Genomic DNA, 20567 nt, shown 5'->3' on the forward strand with positions numbered 1-20567 from the left:
TTTCAGGCCGCTCGCCGCTGCTCAAGCATCAACCGTACCGCCAGCCCGGACAGGACGAAGCCCATGAAATAACGCTGCATCGCCAGCCAGCTCGGGTTGTTGACGAACCAGGAGGCGATGCCTGAGGCGAACAGCGCGATCAGCAGGTTGACGCTGAAGCTCACGCTGATCTGGGTCAGGCCGAGGATGATGCTCTGGTTGAACACCGAACCGTGCTCAGGGGAAATGAACTGCGGAAACACCGACAGGTAAAACACCGCAATTTTCGGGTTCAATGCACTGGTCAGAAAGCCCATCGTGATCAATTTGCGTGACGAGTCCGCCGGCAACTGCTGCGCCTCGAACGGCGAACGCGCACCAGGCTTGACCGCCTGCCAGGCCAGCCACAGCAGGTACAACGCACCGGCCCACTTCAGCACTTCGTAAGCCACCGGCACGGCCATAAACACCGCGGTCAAACCCGCCGCGGCCGCGAACAGGTGCACTAGAAATCCCGCGACCACGCCCAGCAACGACGTCACCCCGGCCTTGCGCCCCTGGCAGATGGAACGGGAGATCAGGTAGATCATGTTCGGCCCGGGCGTGAGTACCATCAATAACGCAGCCGCGGCAAAAATCAGCAAGTCTTGAAGAGGGATCATGGCATCCTTTCCTTGAATTCATTAGGCCTGGGTCATCAGGCGGTTTCGATCAGTGAAGCTCGATAAAACGGCAAGATCAGGTCCCGTGTCAATGGCGCCAGCGTGAGATTGCCGTCGGTGGCCGGGTCGATCCAGCGCACCTCTTCGATTTCCGCCGCAGGGGAAACGTCAGAATCGATAGTCAGCTGAAAAAGTTCGGCCTGTACGACAAAACCCGGCTCGTTGGCTGCCGGTGCCGAGAATGGCCCCAGGTAGATGGCATACGCCGGATCGATGACCAGTCCCAGTTCCTCTTCCAACTCACGGGCAAGGGCGTGGACCGGTTGCTCATGGGCCTCGATCTTGCCTCCCGGCTGCATGAACGCCTGGGTGCCGCGCTTGCGCACCAGCAAGGTGCGACCGTCGGGGCCGATCAGCAGGGCAGCGGCAATGCGGATGATACGGGGCGAAGCAGCGGATGAAAGCGTCATGGATCAGGATCGGCCTTGGGTAAAGGCCACAAGGATCACATGAGCGCCGGTTCTTCGTCACGTCGAAAAAAGCATTCACCGAGAACCTGTGGGAGCGGGCTTGCCCGCGAAGAATGCGCCGCGGTTTTTCAGGTATTACGCGTCATCGTTATTCGCGGGCAAGCCACGCTCCCACAGGTTCTGCGTTTTGATTTACCGGCATCACACAGCCTCCTGCCGTTGATCGGTGCTGAGTCTGAAGACTCAACTCGTCTCCAGAATCGCGGCCTCCACTTCCTCCGGCACCTTCACAAAAATGCTGTATTTGGCCCCTTCCATCGCCTCGAAGGCGATCAGCTTTTCCACCAGAGGCCCGTTCAACACCTTGCCGGCATTGAGCAGCAGCATGCCGTTGTCGGCATTCAGGTTGCGCGCCAGGATCATCCCCGCCACCAGGTCCCGGGTGGTCAGCACCTTGACCGTCGGGTCAGCCAGCGTCACATCGCTCAGGTAAGCTGCGCAGACCTGAATGAAATCTTCCACCAGTTCCGGGTCATAGAGCCGACCGGCGTACTGGCGGATATACACCAGGGCTTCATCGCTGTTCATCTGCCGCTCAAGGATCAGCCCGCGCTGCAACTCGATGAAATCCACCGCCAGTTTCAGCAACCGCGAACCGAGCGGAATGGCCTCCCCCTTGAGCCGATCGGGAAAACCGCTGCCGTCCCAGCGCTCCTGGTGGTGCAGGATCAGCCGCGCGGCATCCTTCATCGGGTCGAGCGTCATCAGCAGCGACTCACTCTGCTTCGGATAACCCCGGTAGCGCTCGCGGTCATTGTGATGCAGCAGGTCCGAAGGCGTACTCATCATGCTGTCGGTCCAGCTCAACTTACCGATGTTGTAGAGCGCCGCCGCCATGGTCAGGTCACGACTGGTGCCTTCGTCCAGGCTATGGAGTTTGCAGTACACCCGCACCAGTTCGATGATCTGCCGGTTGGTTTGCTTGGCGGGCGGCAGGCGCAGATTGGCCAGCAACGAAAACACTTCCGTGCCGGTGACATAGCTGCGTTTGAGCTCTTCGTAGGCCAGGTCCAGCATGTCAGCGGTTTGCTGAAGCTCAGAGGTGCGGGCCGCGACGTGTTTTTCCAGAGTGGCGTTGAGCAGTTTCAATTTCTCGTTCTGATCCCACGTCTCCTGCACCAGACGCAACCGCTCACGCTCGGAATACTGATAGGCGAGAGATTGCCGCAACGTCAGCAGCATTTCCTCATCGTGCCAGGGCTTGCTGATGTAACGATGGATCTGCCCTTCATTGATGGCTTTGATAATGGCCGAGGGGTCGGCATAACCGGTCAACATGATCCGGGTGGTGTTTGGGTAGTGCTGATGGATGTAGGCCAGCAGCGTGGCGCCGTCCATATTGGGCATGCGCGCGTCACTCATCACCAGATCGACCGGCCGCTGCGCCATGATTTCCAGGGCCTGGGCACCGCTGGTGGCCAGCAGCACCTCGTAGGGCTGGCTGCGCAGCAGGCGGCGCAGGCTGTTGAGAATCGACTCCTCATCGTCGACCAGCAATAACGTGGGTTTATCGGTCACAGTCGTGGGGAGTTGCTCTTCCATGGCGATACCTCAAGTGAAACCAGCCTCTTTATGTCAGGCACGGAAGAACTTCCTCTGACTTTCCCGAGCCTGAGCTACAGGCTAGATGATTTTCAGGCCGACCCGGGAAATGATTCGTTTCAGTCAAACGAGCGAATATCTGGCCGGACGACTATGCTCAGATCACTCGGATCCAAGAACGATACCCACTCCGTCCAGCGATCAGGGAAGGGATACCCTCTATGAGCTCATCGCACCAAACTGCTGTCGGTACAGGCGCATGTCAGTGAATACGCTGCTTGCGCGGACTAATCGTCGTATTCTCATCGTCGACGACACTGCATCGATCCATGAGGATTTCGCCAAGATTCTCAGTCCGTCATCAATCGAAGACGACAGTCTGGCCAGCGCTGAAAACGCCCTGTTCGGGACCTCGGTGACGGTATCGTCGCAAGGTTTTGTCATCGAATCCGCGTTTCAGGGCCGCGAAGCGCTGGACAAGGTCGAGACCGCACTGGCGAATGACTCACCCTACGCGATGGCCTTCATCGACATGCGCATGCCGCCGGGCTGGGACGGCCTGGAAACCATCGAACGCCTGTGGCAGGTCGATCCCAAGCTGCAAGTGGCGCTCTGCACCGCGTATTCCGACTATTCCTGGGAAGACATCGACGAGCGCCTGGAACTGGGCGATCGCCTGCTGATCCTGAAAAAACCCTTCGATGCCATCGAAATCCGCCAGATGGCCAGTGCATTGACCGCCAAATGGCAAATGACCGAAGACGCGGCGCTGAAGATGTCCCTGCTGGAGCAAGCGGTCGAGGAGCGCACCCGGGAGCTTTCCGACGCCAACATCATCGTGCAGAACAGCCCGACCATTTTGTATCGGCTGCGGGGCGAACCGTCGTTTCCGTTGATGTATATCTCCCACAACATCACCAAATACGGCCACATCGCGGCGGCCCTGGTGGCTTCGTCCAACTGGGCTCAAGAGCTGATTCATCCCGACGATCAAGAAAAAGTCGACACGGCCATGGCGCGAGTGCTGGACCGCCATGCAGCCGGTGCTTCCATCGAGTTCCGAATGCGCACCGGCGACGGTGACTGGCGCTGGGTCGAGAACCGCTACATCCCGGTGCGCGACGATGAAGGCCGCTTGCTGGAAGTCGAAGGCATCATCATCGACATCACCGAACGCAAACTGGCCGAGGAAAAGATCGCCCTGCTGGCCCGCACCGACGGGCTGACCGGGCTGGCCAACCGCGCGACGCTGATCGAGCGCCTGCATCAGGCGTTCGCCGCCGCCCGGCGAGGGGCCACCCCGTTCGCCATGTTTTACCTGGACCTGGATCACTTCAAACGTATCAACGACACCCTGGGCCACCCGGTGGGTGACCTGTTGTTGCAGGAGGTCGCTCGACGGATCAAAACCTGCGTGCGGGAAAACGACGTGGTCGCCCGCCTGGGGGGCGACGAGTTCGCGATACTGCAACTGGACGTCGGCGACCCGACCCAATCAGCAGCCCTGGCCGCCAAGGTCCGCGATGCGCTGGTGCTGCCCTACTCCCTGGCCGGCAATGATGTGCGGGTCTCGGTCAGCATCGGCATCAGCAGCTACGCCCAGGTCAGCCTCAGCGCCGACAGTCTGTTGACCCAGGCGGACATGGCACTGTATCGCTCCAAGGAAAAGGGCCGCAACCAGTACCACTTCCACTCCGAGGAAATCAATCAGGAAGTGGTCGAGCGCATGACCATCGCCAACGACTTGAGAACGGCCATCGAACGCGACGAACTCGAATTGCGTTACTGGCCGGAAGTAGACCTGAGCAGTGGCAGGATCCTCGGCATGGAAGCGCAGGTCAGTTGGAACCACCCCATACGCGGTTTACTGGAAGCCCCCGCATTTCTGCCCGCGGCGGAAAAGACCGGCATCATCATCTCCCTCGGTCACTGGGTGCTGGAGCGCGCCTGTCGGCAAATGCGCCAGTGGCGCGACGAAGGCATGGCGCCACCGGTGGTGGCGATAAAACTGTCGCTGGCCCAGCTCAAGAGTGGTCCCGAGTTGATCTATGACGTGTTACGCACCACCGCCCGCTGGGAACTGTGCCCGTGGGACCTGCGTTTCGACGTCACCGAAGCGACCCTGGCCCAGACCAAGTGGACGCACAACGATATCCTGCCACGCCTACGTGAGCTGGGGGTGAAGATCGCCATCGATGACTTCGGCACCGAATACTCTTCGTTCGACTACCTCAAGACTTACCAGGTCAATCATCTGAAACTCGCTCAGGCGTTCATCGACACCGCCGCCCACGACGCGGCCAGTGCCACCACCTTGCGGGCCATTATCAATTTCGCCCGCGAGGTCGGGATCGGCATCATCGCCGAAGGTGTCGAAACCCAGGAGCAACGCACTTCGCTGATGGCCACCGGCTCTCCGATGAATGCCCAGGGCTACTACTTCAGCCAAGCGGTCAGCAGCCAGCAGGCCGCCGAACTGTTGAAGGCCGGGAGCATCGTGCACGCGAACCACAATCCCGGAGCACTACCGGACGATTCGCGGCGCACCACGGAGGACAAGAAATGAAAACTCCGTTCATCCAGGCCAACCGACGCATTCTGATCATCGACGACACGCCCTCCATCCATGAGGACTTTCGCAAGATCCTGGGCGCCGATAGCGACGATGAACTAACCCTCGCCGGCACTGAGGCCGTGCTGTTCGACACCCCGCAGCCAACCCGGCTGGTCTTCCAGCTCGACTCCGCCTATCAAGGCCAGGAAGCGCTCAAACTGGTCAAGCGTGCCCAGGCAGAAGGTCGCCCTTACGCCATGGCGTTCACCGACATGCGCATGCCCCCGGGCTGGGACGGGCTGGAAACCATCGAACGGCTCTGGAAAGTCGACCCTAACCTGCAAATCGCGCTGTGCACGGCTTTCTCGGATTACACCTGGGAAGCCATGGCCGAACGGCTGGAATTCGGCGATCAGTTGCTGGTATTGAAAAAACCCTTCGACAGTCTGGAAATCCGCCAGATGGCCAGCGCCCTGACCTGGAAGTGGCAGATGGCGCAGGACGCGGCGATGAAAGTGCTGAGTCTGGAGCAAACCATCGAAGCCCGGGTCCACGAACTGCTCAAGGTGTCTCATCTGTTGCAGTACGACGTGTTGACCGAGTTGCCCAACAGCACCTTGCTGGGTGACCGGCTGAACCAGTCCCTGGCCTTGTCCAGACGCCATGACAAACAACTGGCGGTGATGTTTCTGGGGCTCGATCGCTTCAAGCGCATCAACAATGCGTTGGGTCACCCGACCGGTGACGAGATGCTCAAACGTGTCGGACGAAGCCTGGTGGCCTGCGTACGCGCCTCCGATTCGGTGTTTCGCTACGGCTCCGACGAGTTTGTAGTGATTCTGGCCGACATCCACCACCCCCAACAGACCAAGGGCATCGCCGAAAAACTCTTGAACGCCATACGTGCGCCCCAGCACGTCGCCGGACACGACCTGAGCGTGACGGCCAGCTTGGGCATCAGCATCTATCCCGATGACGGTTTCGATGCCATCGCACTGATCAAGAAAGCCGAAACCGCGATGCGCAACGTCAAGGAAAGCGGCCCCAACGATTTCAGCTTTTTCATCGATGAGATGAACCAACGCGCACGGGAACAGCAGACCATCGAGTCGGGGATTCGCCAGGCACTGGAGCGGAACGAGTTTGTCCTGCACTACCAACCGAAACTCGACCTGGGCACCGGCAAGGTGGTTGGCGCCGAGGCGTTGATCCGCTGGCAAAAACCGGGGCAAGGCTGGATCTACCCGACAGACTTCATCGGTGTGGCCGAAGACAGCGGCTTGATCGTGCCGTTGAGCAAATGGGTACTGGCCCAGGCCTGTCGACAAGCCCGTACCTGGCAGGCGAATGGCCTGCCGAATCTGTGCATGTCGGTGAACGTGTCGGCCATCGATTTCCGTCAGCGGGATTTTGTCGATGTCATTGAACAGATACTCCAGCAAACCGGCATGGACCCCGCCTTGCTGGAGCTGGAAATCACCGAAGGCGTATTGATGCAGAACGTCGATAGCACGATGGTCGCGCTGAGTCGGCTCAAGGCTTTGGGAGTACGGCTGGCCATCGACGACTTCGGCACCGGCTATTCCAGCCTGAGTTACTTGCAACGGTTTCCCATCGATGTACTGAAAATCGACCAGTCGTTCATTCGTGGCCTGGGTCGTGACAGCAATGACGCGGCCCTGGTCAGCGCCATCATCAGCCTGGGTAAAAGCCTCAATCTGACGGTCATTGCAGAAGGGGTGGAAACCCTCGAACAACTGGATTTTCTCAAGGCCCTCCATTGCGAGGAAGGCCAGGGTTACTACTTCAGCAAAGCCGTGGAGCCGGACGCCTTCGTGCAATACCTGACATCCGTAAAGCCCACCTCCCCCACAGCCAAATGAACGATGTGCAACGACACAGGGCCCTGTGCCAAGGAATCATAAGATGTCGCGCTCCTTCTGCTACTTGCTCCTTGCTCCTCTGTTCAGCTGTTGTCTGATAGCCAGCGGCGCACCGCTGGACGAACCGCTCAAACCCTTGCCCGCGGTGCCCGAGCAGAATCCCTTGCAAGTCGAACTCGGTCGCCGGTTGTTCAACGAACCACGGCTGTCGGTCAACAACAGCCTGTCCTGCGCCAGTTGCCACCGTCTGGAAATCGGCGGCGCCGACGACAAGGCGTTGTCCATCGGCTTCAAAGGCGAACCCTTGACGATCAATACCCCCAGCGTGTTCAACGCGAGCCTGAACTTCCGGCAATTCTGGAACGGCCGCGCCGACACTCTGGAAACACAAGCCCACGAAGTGGTGCAGAGCCCCAGTGAAATGGGCAGTCATTGGGAACATGTAGTCCAGATGCTGTCTGCCGACCCGGATTACAAAAGCGCTTTCACCAAGGCCTACCCGGACGGCGTCACCATGAACAATGTGCAAAGTGCCCTGGCCACCTACGAGCGCACGCTGATCAGCGCCAACTCGCGTTTCGACCAATACCTGTCGGGCAATACCGAGATACTCACGATTGACGAGAAGTACGGTTACCAACGCTTCAAGGACTACGGCTGCATCGCCTGCCATCAGGGGGTGAACATCGGCGGCAACATGTTCCAGAAATTCGGGGTCATGGGTGATTACTTTCAAGCTCGTGGCAACCCCACCGAAGCCGATCTGGGCCGCTATCTGGTCACCAAGGCCGAAGAGGACCGCAACGTGTTCAAGGTGCCGAGCCTGCGCAATGTCGCCGTGACCGCGCCGTACTTTCACGACGGCTCGGCTAAAACCCTCGAAGATGCGGTAGACGTGATGTTCAAGTTCCAGCTTGGTCGTGTGCCCTCCGACAAGGACAAGGACCTGATCATCAAATTCCTCAAGACCCTGACCGGTGAGTGGGGAGGAAAACCGTTATGAAAACGTACCGCCGTCGCGACCTGACGCTGCTCGGTGCCGTGGCCGTGCTGCTGGCCTCGACGCTGTTGTTCCTGTACCTCAAATCCAACTCGCAGGAGACGTCGGCCTACGCCGAGTCCCGGGATTTGATCGGCCGGATCAAACAGTTGAACGCGCAATGGGAAACCGAGATTCTCAAGTCCAGGATCGCTATCAGTCACAACTACGATCCAGTGGTGGCACCGCTGAGCGAGATGACGCGCCTGTGGCAACGGTTCGAGAGCATAGAGTCCAAGCACGGTCGCAACGACTCGCCGACCTGGCGTGCCAGTCATGACGCATACCTTTCCGCCATCCAGGAGAAAACCCGGTTGGTGGAGCAGTTCAAATCCCACAACGCGGTGCTGCGCAACTCACTGGCGTTCCTGCCCACTGCCGAAGACGACATCCAGCAACCGCTTACCCAACTGCCCGATCAAGACAAACTGCAACTGCAGAACATTGCCACCGACACCTACGACTTACTGCTCAGCAGCCTGGAGTTCGCCCAGATCACTTCCGACGATAAAGCGGCGGATATTCTGCTGGGGCTGAACAAACTGGGGGTGAACAAGCAGCGATTGCCGGAGCAGTTTCACAGCCCGATCGATATTTTGAGCAACCACATCGCACTGATCCTGCGTGAACAACCGGTGGTCAATCGGTTGTTGGAAAACATCGAAGCCATTCCGGTGGCCGAACGGCTGGACGACATTACCGACCTGCTGAACAAGGACCAGCAACAAACCGATGCCATCGACCAGCGCTACCACTTCTACATGCTGGTGTTTTCGACGCTGTTGGTACTGGTGCTGGTGTACCTGGCGATTCGCCTGATGCGCAGCTTCGGGGAGATCAATCGGGTCAACAAGGAACTGCAAACCGCCAACGAAGTTCTCGAACAACGGGTCGAAGAGCGCACCCGCGAACTCAAGGATACCCAGAGCGAATTGCTCGACACCGCGCGCCAGGCCGGCATGGCCGAAATCGCCACCAACGTGCTGCACAACGTCGGCAACGTGCTCAACAGCGTGAACATCTCGGCCGACCTGGTCACTCGCCGGCTGCGTAGCAGCAAGGCCCAGGGGCTGGGCAAGGCGATGCAACTGATCAATGAACATCAAAGCGACCTGGGCACCTTTCTGACCCAGAACGAGAAAGGAAAACTGCTGCCCGGCTACTTGAATCAACTGGTGGAAGCCATTGCCCTCGAACAGCAAGGCATGACCGAGGAACTCGCACAACTGAGCAAAAGCGTCGATCACATCAAAGACATCGTCGCCACCCAGCAGTCCTACGCGGGGGCCAACAACCTGGTGGAACCGCTGTACATCAGCGAATTGCTCGAGGACGCCCTGCGCATGAACGCCGGCGCCTTGACCCGGCATCACGTCACGGTGGTCAAGGAATACGGCGACGTACCGCAAGTGATGGGCGACAAGCACCGCTTGTTGCTGATCCTGATCAACCTGATCAGCAACGCCAAATACGCCATGTCCGACCTCAGCAACCGAGCGCGACACATCACCCTCGGGGTAAAAGTCGTCGAGGACACGATCCTGCAAATCAGCGTCAAGGATGACGGCGAAGGCATTGCCCCGGAGAACATGACGCGGATCTTTGCCCACGGTTTCACCACCCGCAAGGAAGGCCACGGCTTCGGCCTGCACAGCTGTGCGCTGGCTGCGATCGAAATGAACGGCCATCTCACCGCCCACAGCGACGGGCCGGGCAAGGGCGCCCTCTTCACCTTGCAGATCCCGTTGAACCCCGTCATGGAGGAAGCATGAGCGACCTATCGAACCGCCGCATTCTGCTGATCGACGACACACCGTCCATCCATGATGACTTTCGCAAGATACTCACCCCGACCTCGGCCAAACATGTAGAACTGGACGAAATGGAGGCCGCGCTGTTCGGCAGCGAAGTGAAAACCACCCAGCTTCTGTTCGAGCTGGATTCGGCCTATGGCGGTCAGGAGGGCCTGGGCAAACTCGTCCAGGCCTTACAGGAGAACCGCCCCTACGCCCTGGCCTTCGTCGACATGCGCATGCCCGAGGGCTGGGACGGTGCACAAACTATCGAACACCTGTGGCAAGAAGACCCGAACCTGCAAGTGGTGGTGTGTACCGCCTACTCCGACTATTCGTGGGATGAACTGCTGGAACGCCTGCACGCCCATGACCGCCTGCTGATTCTGAAAAAGCCGTTCGACAACATTGAAGTCCAGCAGATGGCCAACACCCTGCTCACCAAATGGGACATGACCGAACGGGCGTCTATCCAGATGAGCCATCTGGAGCATCTGGTGGACCAGCGCACGACTCAGTTCAAGCAGGCCAGCGAAGCATTGCAGCGGGAAATCGACGAGCGCAAACAACTGGAAAGCCAACTGGTGCAATCGGAAAAACTCGCCTCGCTGGGGCAACTGGCCGCGGGCGTCGCCCATGAAATCAATAACCCCATCGGCTTCATTTCCTCCAATCTCGGCGCCCTCGATGGCTACTTCAAACAACTGCAGGCCATGCTCGATGCCTATCGGGAAGCGGAGGCGGCCATTACCTCAAGCGACGTCCTCGAACGACTCGGCCAGCTACGTGAGAAGGTCGAGCTGGAGTTTTTGCGCGAAGACATTCCGCTGCTGATCAAGGAGTCCAAGGACGGCATCAACCGGGTCGGGCAGATCGTCAAAGACCTGAAGGACTTCTCCCGCGTCGACTCCAATCAGGAATGGCAGTGGGCCAACCTGCAACAAGGCATCGAATCGACGCTGAACATCGTCGCCAATGAACTCAAGTACAAGGCCGACGTGGTGAAGGAGTATCAAACACTGCCTGAAATCGAATGCCTGCCGTCGCAGATCAATCAAGTGATCATGAACCTGATCGTCAACGCGTCTCAGGCCATGGGGCCGGAACGGGGCACCATCACCCTGCGTACCGGGCTTGAAGGTGAAACGGTGTCGATCGAAGTCGCGGACACCGGATCAGGCATCGAACCGGAATGCCTGCAGAAAATATTCGACCCGTTCTACACCACCAAACCGGTGGGCCAGGGGACAGGGCTCGGGTTGTCCCTGTCCTATGGCATCGTGAAAAAACACCGGGGCGATATTTCAGTGCGCAGCGAAGTCGGGGTGGGTAGCACCTTTCGGGTCGAGTTGCCGGTGCGCCAGACAAAAACAGCGGCCTGAACACCTATCAAAATGTCCCACACGTTATCCACCAGATATTGAACTGGCCCAATGATTTTGGACGCCTCGATCGGGCGTATTATGCTCAGCGATTGCTCCAGTAAAGAAATCGCCCGTAAGCTGGAAATCTCTGTCGAAACCGTGAAAGTCCATAAAAAACACCTGTACAGCAAGCTGGGGAGCAAGTCCCAGTCCGAGCTGTTTTCGATTTTTCTCCAAGCGCAAAATGCCTGAATTGATTAGCCTTCATAGCAAGTAAAACCATTGTGGCGAGGGGGCTTGCCCCCGTCCGGCTGCGAAGCAGTCGTAAATCTGCAATTGCGTTCTGTCGGGAAGAATACGGTGAATGATTTGGGACTGCTGCGCAGTCCAACGGGGGCAAGCCCCCTCGCCACAAAAGCCTGTATGCCAATGTCCCACAACAACCAAGTCCGAACCCAAGGAAACCGTATGAGCCTGTCACTCCTGAGCCGCTACGCCTTCTTTGCCGTCTGTGTGATATTCACCCTCGCCAGCCTGCCCTTTCTGGAATACGACTGGCTCTGGCCGATCACCGCCGTCACCGGCGTCCTCAGCCTGGTGGGCCTGTTCGACCTGTTGCAAAGCCCTCATGCGGTGCGCCGCAACTACCCGATCCTGGGCAACATTCGTTATCTGGTGGAGGGCATTCGCCCGGAAATCCGCCAGTACCTGCTCGAATCCGACAGCGATGCCCTGCCCTTTTCCCGGGCCCAACGTTCGCTGGTGTATTCGCGGGCCAAGAATGAAAGTGCCGACAAACCCTTCGGCACGCTGATCGATGTGTATCAGTCGGGTTTCGAATTCATCGGCCACTCCATGCGCCCGGCGCCGTTGAGCGACCCGAGCAGTTTCCGGGTAATGGTCGGCGGCCCGCAGTGCACCCAGCCGTACTCGGCGTCGGTGTTCAACATCTCGGCCATGAGCTTCGGCTCCCTCAGCGCCAACGCCATTCGCGCGTTGAACCAGGGCGCCAGACTCGGCAACTTTGCCCATGACACCGGCGAAGGCAGCATCAGCCCCTATCACCGGGAAAACGGCGGCGACCTGACCTGGGAGCTGGGCAGCGGCTACTTCGGCTGCCGCACCGCCGATGGCCGTTTCGACCCGGAACGCTTCGCCGCCCAGGCACAGAATCCGCAAGTGCGGATGATCGAAATCAAAATGAGCCAAGGCGCCAAACCCGGCCACGGCGGGATTCTGCCCAAGCACAAAGTCACCCAGGAAATCGCCGAAACCCGTGGCATCCCGATGGGCGAAGACTGCATTTCGCCGTCGCGCCACAGCGCGTTTTCCACGCCGATCGAAATGATGCACTTCATCGCGCAACTGCGTGAACTGTCCGGCGGCAAACCGGTGGGCTTCAAGTTCTGCCTGGGCCACCCGTGGGAATTCATGGGCATCGCCAAGGCCATGCTGGAAACCGGTATCCTCCCGGACTTCATCGTGGTCGACGGCAAGGAAGGTGGCACCGGCGCCGCGCCCGTGGAGTTCACCGACCATATTGGTGTGCCGATGCGCGAAGGCCTGCTGTTCGTGCACAACACCCTGGTGGGCCTGAATCTGCGGGACAAGATCAAACTCGGCGCCAGCGGCAAAATCGTCAGCGCCTTCGACATCGCCAGCGTCCTGGCCATCGGCGCCGACTGGGCCAACTCGGCGCGCGGCTTCATGTTCGCCATCGGCTGCATCCAGTCGCAAAGCTGCCACACCAACAAATGCCCGACCGGCGTCGCCACCCAGGACACCCTGCGCCAGCGCGCGCTGGTGGTTCCGGACAAGGCTCAGCGCGTGTACAACTTCCATCGCAATACGCTGAAGGCCCTGGCCGAAATGCTCGCCGCCGCGGGCCTGGAACATCCTTCGCAACTGTCGGCCAAACATCTGGTGCGACGCATGTCGGCGACCGAGATCAAACTGTTTTCGCAGTTGCATGTGTTTTTGAAGCCGGGGGAATTGCTCACTGGCGAAGTGAACGGCGAGTTTTACTCGCGGATGTGGCAGATGGCGCGGGCGGACAGTTTTGAGCCTAATGAAACGGCTGCCGCATAGGGTGTTTTTGCGCGCCGACCTCAGCGGTTGGCGCTCCGTCCAGAATGAACAAACGGGCCTCACTGGCTCCTTCCTTCAGCGTCAGCACCTGTTTCCAGTATTTGGGAAACAAGGCGTCATGTTCTGGACGCGCATAACCCGTGACCCACCAGACTCGTTTGGCATTCAGTTTCAGGGTCGAGAAGTCGTTGAAGAGAATCGAGAGCTGGTGACGGGGGATAAGTGCCCAACCACCGTATTCGGCAGTTCCCCACAGGGTGCCTGTCGGGGACTTGACGACGTATAGCCTTGGTTGAATGCCTGTGGCGTTGTAGTACGTGAACGGCAAGTACCAATACAGGTTATCCACAATGATCTCGTCACCCGGACGCACTTCGCGACCAAGACCTGCGACCACGGCGTCCAGCTTCGCGTCTCTACGGATGCTTGTGCCGTTCATCTCATCCGTTTGTGCATAAACCGCCGCCAGCCCATGCACTTCTGCCCACACAATAAAAGCCATGGCGATAGCCGCAAGGACGACATGGCGTCGGCTCAATGCGTCCAGCGCGAGCGCAACGATAAGGGGCATTGCCACGGCAGCGAACACCAGGTACCTTGCATTGAAAACCGGAACGATCAACGACACCAGAAATACGGTCAGCACCGGGACAAAGAAATAACTCACCAGCAAGACGCTGAAAGGGCGTGCCTTGAATAGCACCGCGGCAGCGCAAACAACGATCAACACCGAGGGCAACGCGCGCCATAAGAATGAATAACTGGCCGTATCCCCCATCACCACCAGTTGCCAAACGAAGGTCAGCACCGTCTGCCAGGTCAGTGGCGGAATCCACTCGAGCCCATCCATTCGCAACAATTGGCGGATGAGGGGCGGTATCCACGGCAGATACAACGCAACGATAGCGCTATTGGCCACTATCCATGCACGCCCCTGGATCTTGCGCACCCGCCACCAAAAAAGCCAATGCACCAACACACCCAGCGCGGCGAAGTAATGCGTGTAGAAAGCCGCCGTCATCAACAGCACGTAAAACACCGGATAACGCTTTTGCTCCGGTGCCCTGACCCAGCACACCAGCGCCACGGTCGCGCCCATCAACCAGAAACCCAGCAAGGTGTACATTCGCACTTCCTGGCTGTAGCGCACCGATATCGGCAGCAATGCCAACAGCAATGCTGCTGTCCAGGTCGCCCTTCGCGTCGTCACCAGGCTCATCAATTTAATGCACAGCCCCAGCGTGCCGACATCGGCCAGTGCACTCAGGGATCGCGCAGACAACACGCCGTTACCGCACAACAACATCCAGAAATGCAGCAAGACATAGTAAAGCGGTGGATGAACATCCCGCGCCGTCGTGGACCAGATGTACGCAGGCGAGCCTTCGGCCAGCAGTATGCTGTAAGCCTCGTCGTACCAGATGACCGGCACGGTGATGGCGTGAAACCTTACGAATAATGCGATCGCCAGCACCACCAGCAGACCCGCACCGTCGGCGCCCCCGGATGGCAAGCGTTTGAGATAGATCGCAGGAACACTCACCGTTTTCACCACTCAAGCGTGGCAATCGGAGTCGGCTCTTTCACCACGATAAAACCGTAATCACCCAACAGATAGAGGCTGTAGAACTGGTTCTCCACCAGCGGTGGATAACCCTGATAACCCACCATCGTCGCGTTGCGTCGCTCCCTCTCCACGACCACGTTGGTGATGCCCACCTTCGGCAGGTTTTCCGCCAGCATGTAGAAGTTGATGTTCAGCAGATAATGCAAAACCGGCATCTGCTTGAACGAGCCCGCGGCCCCCACCAGCCAGTGATCGGAATAACTCACCGACATGTAAATGCGCTTGGCCTCGCGCAGTTGCCGATGGGCTGCAATGTCATGCCCCAGGGAAAACAACGCGCTGGACGCAAAGGTGTTCTGCACCGTCAGCACGCGCCCATAGGCGTAGGACAGCGAAAGCATCGCCAACAGAGGCACCGCCAATAACAAAGCCAGCCGTTCATGGATCGGTGCCAGAGCCAGATGGCTCAAATAGAACAGCAGCACCAACAGCACGGCAAACCCCATCAAGGTTCTGGCGCCTTCATTGAAGTCGCGGAAAAACAACACAGCCCCCGACACCAGCAAGATCACGACCGGCACGGCCAGCACGCACACCAGGCCCATCACGACTTTTCTCAGCCCTGTGTCCTGGCGTTCCATCACGTTGCGGGCCAGCTGTACGCAACCGGCGATGGCACACAACAGCAGCACGGCGAACACCCAAGTGAATCCACCGTGAAACAGCAGCACGACTTTTTCCAGCACACGGCTGATGTTGACTTCAAGTTGCAGCCAGGGTGCTGCTGCCCAGTTCAAGAACAAAACGCGGTTCTGATCCATGTACGGATAAGCGGTGACGCTGTAGATCAACCCGCCGAGCACCACCTGGGCGATTTTCCAACCGATCGACTCGCACCACTGCCGCCAGGCCCGTTTGTCGTTCGCGGCCCTGAGCAGTTCCAGGCAACACAGGCCCAGAAACACATTCAGGCTTACCTGATAAAGCCCCAGCCCCAGGGCAATCAGGAAGGCCGGCACCAGCCATTGCAGGATGCGCGAAGGATGACGAAACGTGATCGCGTAGATCACAGCCACCAGGCTCAAGGCATTGGCAGGCCCGTCGTATTGATACGACAGGTTCTGCAGAAAGAACGGGTTGTACCAGAGCGGCAACACCACCAGGCAGCAGGATAGCGTCGGCTGCGGGTAGTAATGAAACGTCAGGCTGGTCAATGCAAAGGCCATGGCCAGCGTGGCGATCAACAGCGGTAACGGAAAGATGTTCGGCGCGGCATCACTGAAGGTCAGAACGTTGTAGAACAGCTCGGTGAACAACCGCCCCTGGCTCGCCCAGGCAGTACCGGCGGACAGCGAACGCCAGTTGTCATCGATGTAGGGATAGTCTGCAAGAATCAGCGGAATGACATAAATCAGGGCTGCGATCAGGAAAAACAGCCAGACCCGACGACGCCCGATTTCGCCGCTGAAAAAATCGCTCAATCTGCCCATGCTAAAGCCCGATCCGGTCTTTGCCGCCGATGACGTCTTTGATCACATACCGGGGCCGATGCTTGGCTTCGATGTAAATGCGACCGATATACTCACCGAGGATGCCGATGCCGATCAGTTGCACACCGCCCAGAAACAATATGGCCGTCATCAACGAAGGGTAGCCGGGGACGCTGTTGCCGAAGACAATCTTGTCCAGCACCATGTACACCGCGTACAGCACCGCGAAGATCGAAATACCGCCACCGACGTAAGTCCACAACCGCAATGGCACGGTGCTGAACGAAGTAATGCCTTCCAGCGCCAGGTTCCACAGTTTCCAGCCATTGAACTTGCTGCGTCCCGCCACTCGCCGGGCTCGCTCGTACTCCACCACCACGGTGGTGAAACCGGCCCACGACAGAACGCCTTTCATGAACAACTGATGCTCGGGGAGTGCGCGAATCACATTGACCACCTTGCGGTCCATGAGCCGGAAGTCCCCGACATTTTCTTCAATGCGGGTGTAGGAAATTCTGTTCAGCAGGTGGTAGAACAGCGACGCGCTGTGGCGTTTCAGGTAACTGTCGCTGGCACGGTCCCGGCGTTTGGCGAGTACCACATCGGCGCCCTTCTGCCACTCGGCAATCAACCGTGGAATGACGCTGATCGGATCTTGCAGGTCCACGTCCATGGGGATCACCGCATCGCCGGTGGCGTATTCCAGCCCGGCAAACAACGCCGGTTCCTTGCCGAAGTTGCGCGAGAAATTGATCAGCAACACCTGGTCATCGACCTGGGCCAGCGCCTTGGCCTGCTCAGCCGTCTGGTCGGTACTGCCGTCGTTGATGAACACGATCTCGACTTCATAAGGGTCAAGTTTCAACTCACGGCGCACCGCTTGGTGGAACAGACTGATCGCCTGCTCTTCGTTGAATACCGGGACAATCAGCGAAACCTTCACGTTGCACACTCCTGAGAACCGAAGTGTAGATGCTCGCCAGATGCCATCATGGGGAGTTCTGGCGCGCGAACAGTCCGGCAGACCGACGGCCACGCCGTTCAATCCGTTCGCGATATGCAGCTGAGACATTCGGTAATATCCAGCCTTTTGCAATTGCCTGTGAATCACGGCACCCTGCGCGCCGCTGTAGAAGCGAGGCTTGCCCGCGCCTACCCAACAACTCCGTTCAAGAGCCCGCCTTCATGACGTCTGGACGCGATCACCGTATCGATTTTTTCCGCGGCCTGGCCCTGATCTTTATCTTCTGGGACCACGTGCCACAGAACCCGCTCGCGCAGTTCACGGTGCGTAACTTCGGCTTCAGCGATGCAGCGGAGATTTTCGTGTTCCTGGCCGGTTATGCGGCCGTGCTGGCCTACGGCAAGATCGCCCGGCGCGACGGGGTCATGGTCGCCACGGTGAAAATCCTGCGACGCGCCTGGGTGCTCTATGTGGTGCACATCTTTTTGCTGGCGCTGTTGATGGGCATCGTGTTTTTCGCCAACAGCCATGTGGAAACCCGCGATCTGGTGCAGGAAATGGGCTTGCAGTATTTCCTGAGCAATCCGCAGCAGGCGTTGATGGACGAGTTGCTGCTGCGCTTCAAGCCAAACCTGATGGACCCGTTGCCGCTGTACATTCTGTTGCTGCTCGGCCTGCCGCTGGTACTGCCGATGCTGCTGCGCAAGGCTGAATACGTGGTGGGGCTGTAGGTGGTGTTGTACCTGCTGGCGCCATGGTTGCAGTGGAACCTGGCGGGCACCGACGGGGGCGTGTGGTTTTTCAATCCAATGGCCTGGCAGCTGCTGTTTATTCTCGGGGGCGCGGCGGCGATTCACCGGCAAAGGCCTCGGGCGCCGCAACCCCGACCGCTGACTCGGCAGCCGGTTTTCATCGCGGCTCTGACCTATCTGGTGATGACCGGGATGATCGCGCTGTCGTGGAGATGGCCGACTGTGCACGACGCGTTCATGCCCCAATGGCTCGGCGAATGGCTCTATCCAATCAGCAAGACCAACCTCTCGCCAGCGCGCCTGCTGCACTTCCTCGCCCTCGCCTACGTCACCGCCAGGTTGTTGCCGGACACCGGCTGGACGCAACACTGGCTGGCGCGACAAAGCTGTCGCATGGGCCGATATTCTCTGGAAGTGTTCTGCTTTAGCGTGCTGCTGGCGCCGTTGGCGGACATGCTCAACGCCTTGGGCGGGAATGTAATGGCGATGCAACTATTCAGCGCGATGCTGGGGGTCGGGTTGATGGCGTTGCTGGGGGCCTGGCTGGATTTCAATAAGCGGTTGAACACGCCGGTTCAAGTCGCCGTCGTCTGACATTGAGGCACGCCGATTCTTGTGGCGAGGGGGCTTGCTCCCGTTCGGCTGCGAAGCAGTCGTAAATCCGTTGCACGCGATATGCCTGATAAAAAATAGTGCTGCTGGTTTTTTGGGACTGCTGCGCAGTCCAACGGGGGCAAGCCCCCTCGCCACAAAAGCCCCCTCGCCACAGGAGATCGCGCCAATCTATAAAAAGCCCCGATCATTCAGACCGGGGTTGTTGTATGGCTGGCGTTACAGATTCAAGACGCCGAACGCACCGCGCCTTGCGGCACATTTGTCGGTTGCAGCTTGAACACATAGAACAACACCGTCAGCAGCACCAGGAACGCGGGGCCCACATACAGCGCCACGCGGGTGTCCGGAAAGTACGCCATCAGGCCGACCACCAGCACCAGGAAGGCCAGCGCCAGATACGAACTGACCGGGTACAGCCACATGCGATATTTCAGGCCGGCACGTTCGCTGGCACTCAGACCTTTGCGGAACTTGAGCTGGGCCAGCAGGATCATCACCCAGGTCCAGATCGCGCCGAAGGTGGCAATCGCGGTGACCCAGACGAAGACCTTCTCCGGCACCAGATAATTAAGCAGCACGCCCAGCAACAACGCGCCGATCGACAGCAGCAACGCGCGACGGGGCACGCCGCTGTTCGACGTCTTGGCGAAACCGGCCGGGGCCTGGCCGTTCTGCGCCAGGCTGTAGAGCATGCGCCCGGTGCTGAAGATACCGCCGTTGCAGGACGACAGCGCCGCGGTGATCACCACGAAGTTGATGATGCCGGCGGCAGTCTTGATGCCCAGACGCTCGAAGGTCATCACGAACGGGCTGCCCTGGGTGCCGATGGCGTTCCACGGGTAGATCGACAGAATCACGAACAGGGCGCCGACATAGAACAGCAGAATCCGCCAGAACACCGAGCCGATTGCGTTGGGGATGGTTTTCTGCGGGTTCTTCGCTTCACCGGCGGTCAGGCCGATCATCTCGACGCCGAGGTAGGCGAACATCACCATTTGCAGGGACATCAACACGCCTTGCACGCCATTGGGCATGAAGCCGCCGTGCGCCCAGAGATTGGAAATCCCCAGGGCGACGCCGTCGTTGCCGAAGCCGAACGCAATCACGCCGATACCGCCGACCACCATCGCAATGATGGTGACGATTTTGATCAAGGCGAACCAGAATTCGAACTCACCGAAGGCCTTGACCGCGATCAGGTTGATGGTGCCCATGCTGATGAGCGCCGACAGCGCCCAGATCCAGCGCGGCACATCGGGGAACCAGACGCCCATGTACACCGCCACCGCGGTGATTTCCGCGACGCAGGTCACCAGCCACAGAAACCAGTAGTTCCAACCGGTCAGAAAGCCCGCCAGAGGGCCGAGGTAATCCTGGGCATAACGACTGAACGAACCGGCGACCGGGTTGTGCACGGCCATCTCGCCGAGGGCGCGCATGATCACCAGGATCGCCAGACCGCCGATGATGTAGGAGAGCATGATGGCCGGGCCGGCCATTTCGATGGCCTTGGCCGAACCCAGGAACAGGCCGACGCCGATGCAGGCACCGAGCGCCATCAAGCGAATATGCCGTTCGCCCAGTTCGCGTTTAAGCGGGCCGCCCTGAGCGGTCTCGCCGTGAGGCAGGTGATTGCCGACTGGCATAGGGGTGCAACCTCGTCTTGTTATTGGATGTGACCACCGAGTGTCGAAGCGCCGGCCGATAAGCCAGTGCCTGGTGAAACCGAGCCTGTTTTGTGGACA

Annotated in this window: 13 protein-coding genes and 2 pseudogenes; 8 read left to right on the forward strand and 7 right to left on the reverse strand. The window is 59.0% G+C overall.

Annotated features, from left to right (window positions below; genetic code table 11):
- Positions 1-2 precede the first annotated feature (2 nt).
- The 3 genes from J3D54_RS02615 to J3D54_RS02625 all read right to left on the reverse strand — a co-directional run bounded on the left by J3D54_RS02615 (position 3) and on the right by J3D54_RS02625 (position 2713).
- Positions 3-641, reverse strand: coding sequence for a LysE family translocator (locus tag J3D54_RS02615; protein ID WP_253416575.1), 639 nt, complete (start codon positions 639-641; stop codon positions 3-5).
- A 35-nt stretch (positions 642-676) separates the two neighbouring features.
- Positions 677-1111 (reverse strand): NUDIX domain-containing protein, encoded by a 435-nt coding sequence (locus J3D54_RS02620; RefSeq protein WP_253416576.1) that lies wholly within the window; start codon positions 1109-1111, stop codon positions 677-679.
- Positions 1112-1354: 243 nt separating this feature from the next.
- Positions 1355-2713, reverse strand: coding sequence for an HD domain-containing phosphohydrolase (locus J3D54_RS02625; RefSeq protein ID WP_253416577.1), 1359 nt, complete (start codon positions 2711-2713; stop codon positions 1355-1357).
- 259 nt (positions 2714-2972) lie between these two features.
- Between J3D54_RS02625 and J3D54_RS02630 the strand changes: the two genes are divergently transcribed.
- From J3D54_RS02630 to J3D54_RS02660, 7 genes and pseudogenes are all read left to right on the forward strand, one after another.
- Positions 2973-5279 carry an EAL domain-containing protein gene (locus J3D54_RS02630; protein WP_253416578.1) on the forward strand — a complete coding sequence of 769 codons (2307 nt, stop codon included), beginning with the start codon at positions 2973-2975 and terminating at the stop codon, positions 5277-5279.
- A complete protein-coding gene (locus J3D54_RS02635) occupies positions 5276-7150 on the forward strand; it encodes a bifunctional diguanylate cyclase/phosphodiesterase (protein WP_253416579.1) in 1875 nt (624 codons plus the stop codon). Before J3D54_RS02630 ends, J3D54_RS02635 begins: the two co-directional genes overlap by 4 nt.
- A gap of 43 nt (positions 7151-7193) precedes the next feature.
- Positions 7194-8153 (forward strand): cytochrome-c peroxidase, encoded by a 960-nt coding sequence (locus J3D54_RS02640; protein ID WP_253416580.1) that lies wholly within the window; start codon positions 7194-7196, stop codon positions 8151-8153.
- Positions 8150-9961 carry a DAHL domain-containing protein gene (locus tag J3D54_RS02645; RefSeq protein ID WP_253416581.1) on the forward strand — a complete coding sequence of 604 codons (1812 nt, stop codon included), beginning with the start codon at positions 8150-8152 and terminating at the stop codon, positions 9959-9961. Before J3D54_RS02640 ends, J3D54_RS02645 begins: the two co-directional genes overlap by 4 nt.
- The gene (locus J3D54_RS02650) at positions 9958-11364 is read left to right on the forward strand and encodes an ATP-binding protein (RefSeq protein WP_253416582.1); all 1407 of its coding nucleotides are present in this window, start codon (positions 9958-9960) and stop codon (positions 11362-11364) included. Before J3D54_RS02645 ends, J3D54_RS02650 begins: the two co-directional genes overlap by 4 nt.
- Positions 11365-11433: 69 nt before the next feature.
- Positions 11434-11598: pseudogene (locus J3D54_RS02655) on the forward strand (helix-turn-helix transcriptional regulator); the annotation flags it as partial.
- A 216-nt stretch (positions 11599-11814) separates the two neighbouring features.
- Positions 11815-13434 carry an FMN-binding glutamate synthase family protein gene (locus tag J3D54_RS02660; RefSeq protein WP_253416583.1) on the forward strand — a complete coding sequence of 540 codons (1620 nt, stop codon included), beginning with the start codon at positions 11815-11817 and terminating at the stop codon, positions 13432-13434.
- On the opposite strand, the gene J3D54_RS02665 is transcribed toward J3D54_RS02660, so the two are convergent.
- From J3D54_RS02665 to J3D54_RS02675, 3 genes are read right to left on the reverse strand one after another with little or no spacing between them, the layout of a single operon-like run.
- Complete coding sequence (locus J3D54_RS02665) at positions 13412-14986, reverse strand: glycosyltransferase family 39 protein (RefSeq protein ID WP_253416584.1); 1575 nt, start codon at positions 14984-14986, stop codon at positions 13412-13414. The two genes, J3D54_RS02660 and J3D54_RS02665, sit on opposite strands and share 23 nt — an antisense overlap.
- Positions 14983-16491 carry a glucosyltransferase domain-containing protein gene (locus J3D54_RS02670; protein ID WP_253416585.1) on the reverse strand — a complete coding sequence of 503 codons (1509 nt, stop codon included), beginning with the start codon at positions 16489-16491 and terminating at the stop codon, positions 14983-14985. Before J3D54_RS02670 ends, J3D54_RS02665 begins: the two co-directional genes overlap by 4 nt.
- Position 16492: 1 nt before the next feature.
- Positions 16493-17434 (reverse strand): glycosyltransferase family 2 protein, encoded by a 942-nt coding sequence (locus J3D54_RS02675; RefSeq protein ID WP_253416586.1) that lies wholly within the window; start codon positions 17432-17434, stop codon positions 16493-16495.
- Between the two features lie 242 nt (positions 17435-17676).
- On the opposite strand from J3D54_RS02675, the pseudogene J3D54_RS02680 reads away from it, so the two are divergent.
- Positions 17677-18801 (forward strand): annotated as a pseudogene (locus J3D54_RS02680) (OpgC family protein).
- A 245-nt stretch (positions 18802-19046) separates the two neighbouring features.
- On the opposite strand, the gene J3D54_RS02685 reads toward J3D54_RS02680, so the two are convergent.
- Positions 19047-20468, reverse strand: a complete 1422-nt coding sequence (locus J3D54_RS02685) for an amino acid permease (protein WP_253416587.1) — start codon at positions 20466-20468, stop codon at positions 19047-19049.
- Between the last annotated feature and the right edge of the window lie 99 nt (positions 20469-20567).

The sequence above is a fragment of the Pseudomonas sp. GGS8 genome (assembly GCF_024168645.1).
In the GTDB taxonomy this organism is placed as follows: Bacteria; Pseudomonadota; Gammaproteobacteria; order Pseudomonadales; family Pseudomonadaceae; genus Aquipseudomonas.

Bases quoted from the DNA above. Each gene is read 5' to 3' on its own strand.
- J3D54_RS02615 (WP_253416575.1), bottom strand. From the start codon at position 641: ATGATCCCTCTTCAAGACTTGCTGATTTTTGCCGCGGCTGCGTTATTG.
- J3D54_RS02620 (WP_253416576.1), bottom strand. From the start codon at position 1,111: ATGACGCTTTCATCCGCTGCTTCGCCCCGTATCATCCGCATTGCCGCT.
- J3D54_RS02625 (WP_253416577.1), bottom strand. From the start codon at position 2,713: ATGGAAGAGCAACTCCCCACGACTGTGACCGATAAACCCACGTTATTG.
- J3D54_RS02630 (WP_253416578.1), top strand. From the start codon at position 2,973: ATGTCAGTGAATACGCTGCTTGCGCGGACTAATCGTCGTATTCTCATC.
- J3D54_RS02635 (WP_253416579.1), top strand. From the start codon at position 5,276: ATGAAAACTCCGTTCATCCAGGCCAACCGACGCATTCTGATCATCGAC.
- J3D54_RS02640 (WP_253416580.1), top strand. From the start codon at position 7,194: ATGTCGCGCTCCTTCTGCTACTTGCTCCTTGCTCCTCTGTTCAGCTGT.
- J3D54_RS02645 (WP_253416581.1), top strand. From the start codon at position 8,150: ATGAAAACGTACCGCCGTCGCGACCTGACGCTGCTCGGTGCCGTGGCC.
- J3D54_RS02650 (WP_253416582.1), top strand. From the start codon at position 9,958: ATGAGCGACCTATCGAACCGCCGCATTCTGCTGATCGACGACACACCG.
- J3D54_RS02660 (WP_253416583.1), top strand. From the start codon at position 11,815: ATGAGCCTGTCACTCCTGAGCCGCTACGCCTTCTTTGCCGTCTGTGTG.
- J3D54_RS02670 (WP_253416585.1), bottom strand. From the start codon at position 16,491: ATGGGCAGATTGAGCGATTTTTTCAGCGGCGAAATCGGGCGTCGTCGG.
- J3D54_RS02685 (WP_253416587.1), bottom strand. From the start codon at position 20,468: ATGCCAGTCGGCAATCACCTGCCTCACGGCGAGACCGCTCAGGGCGGC.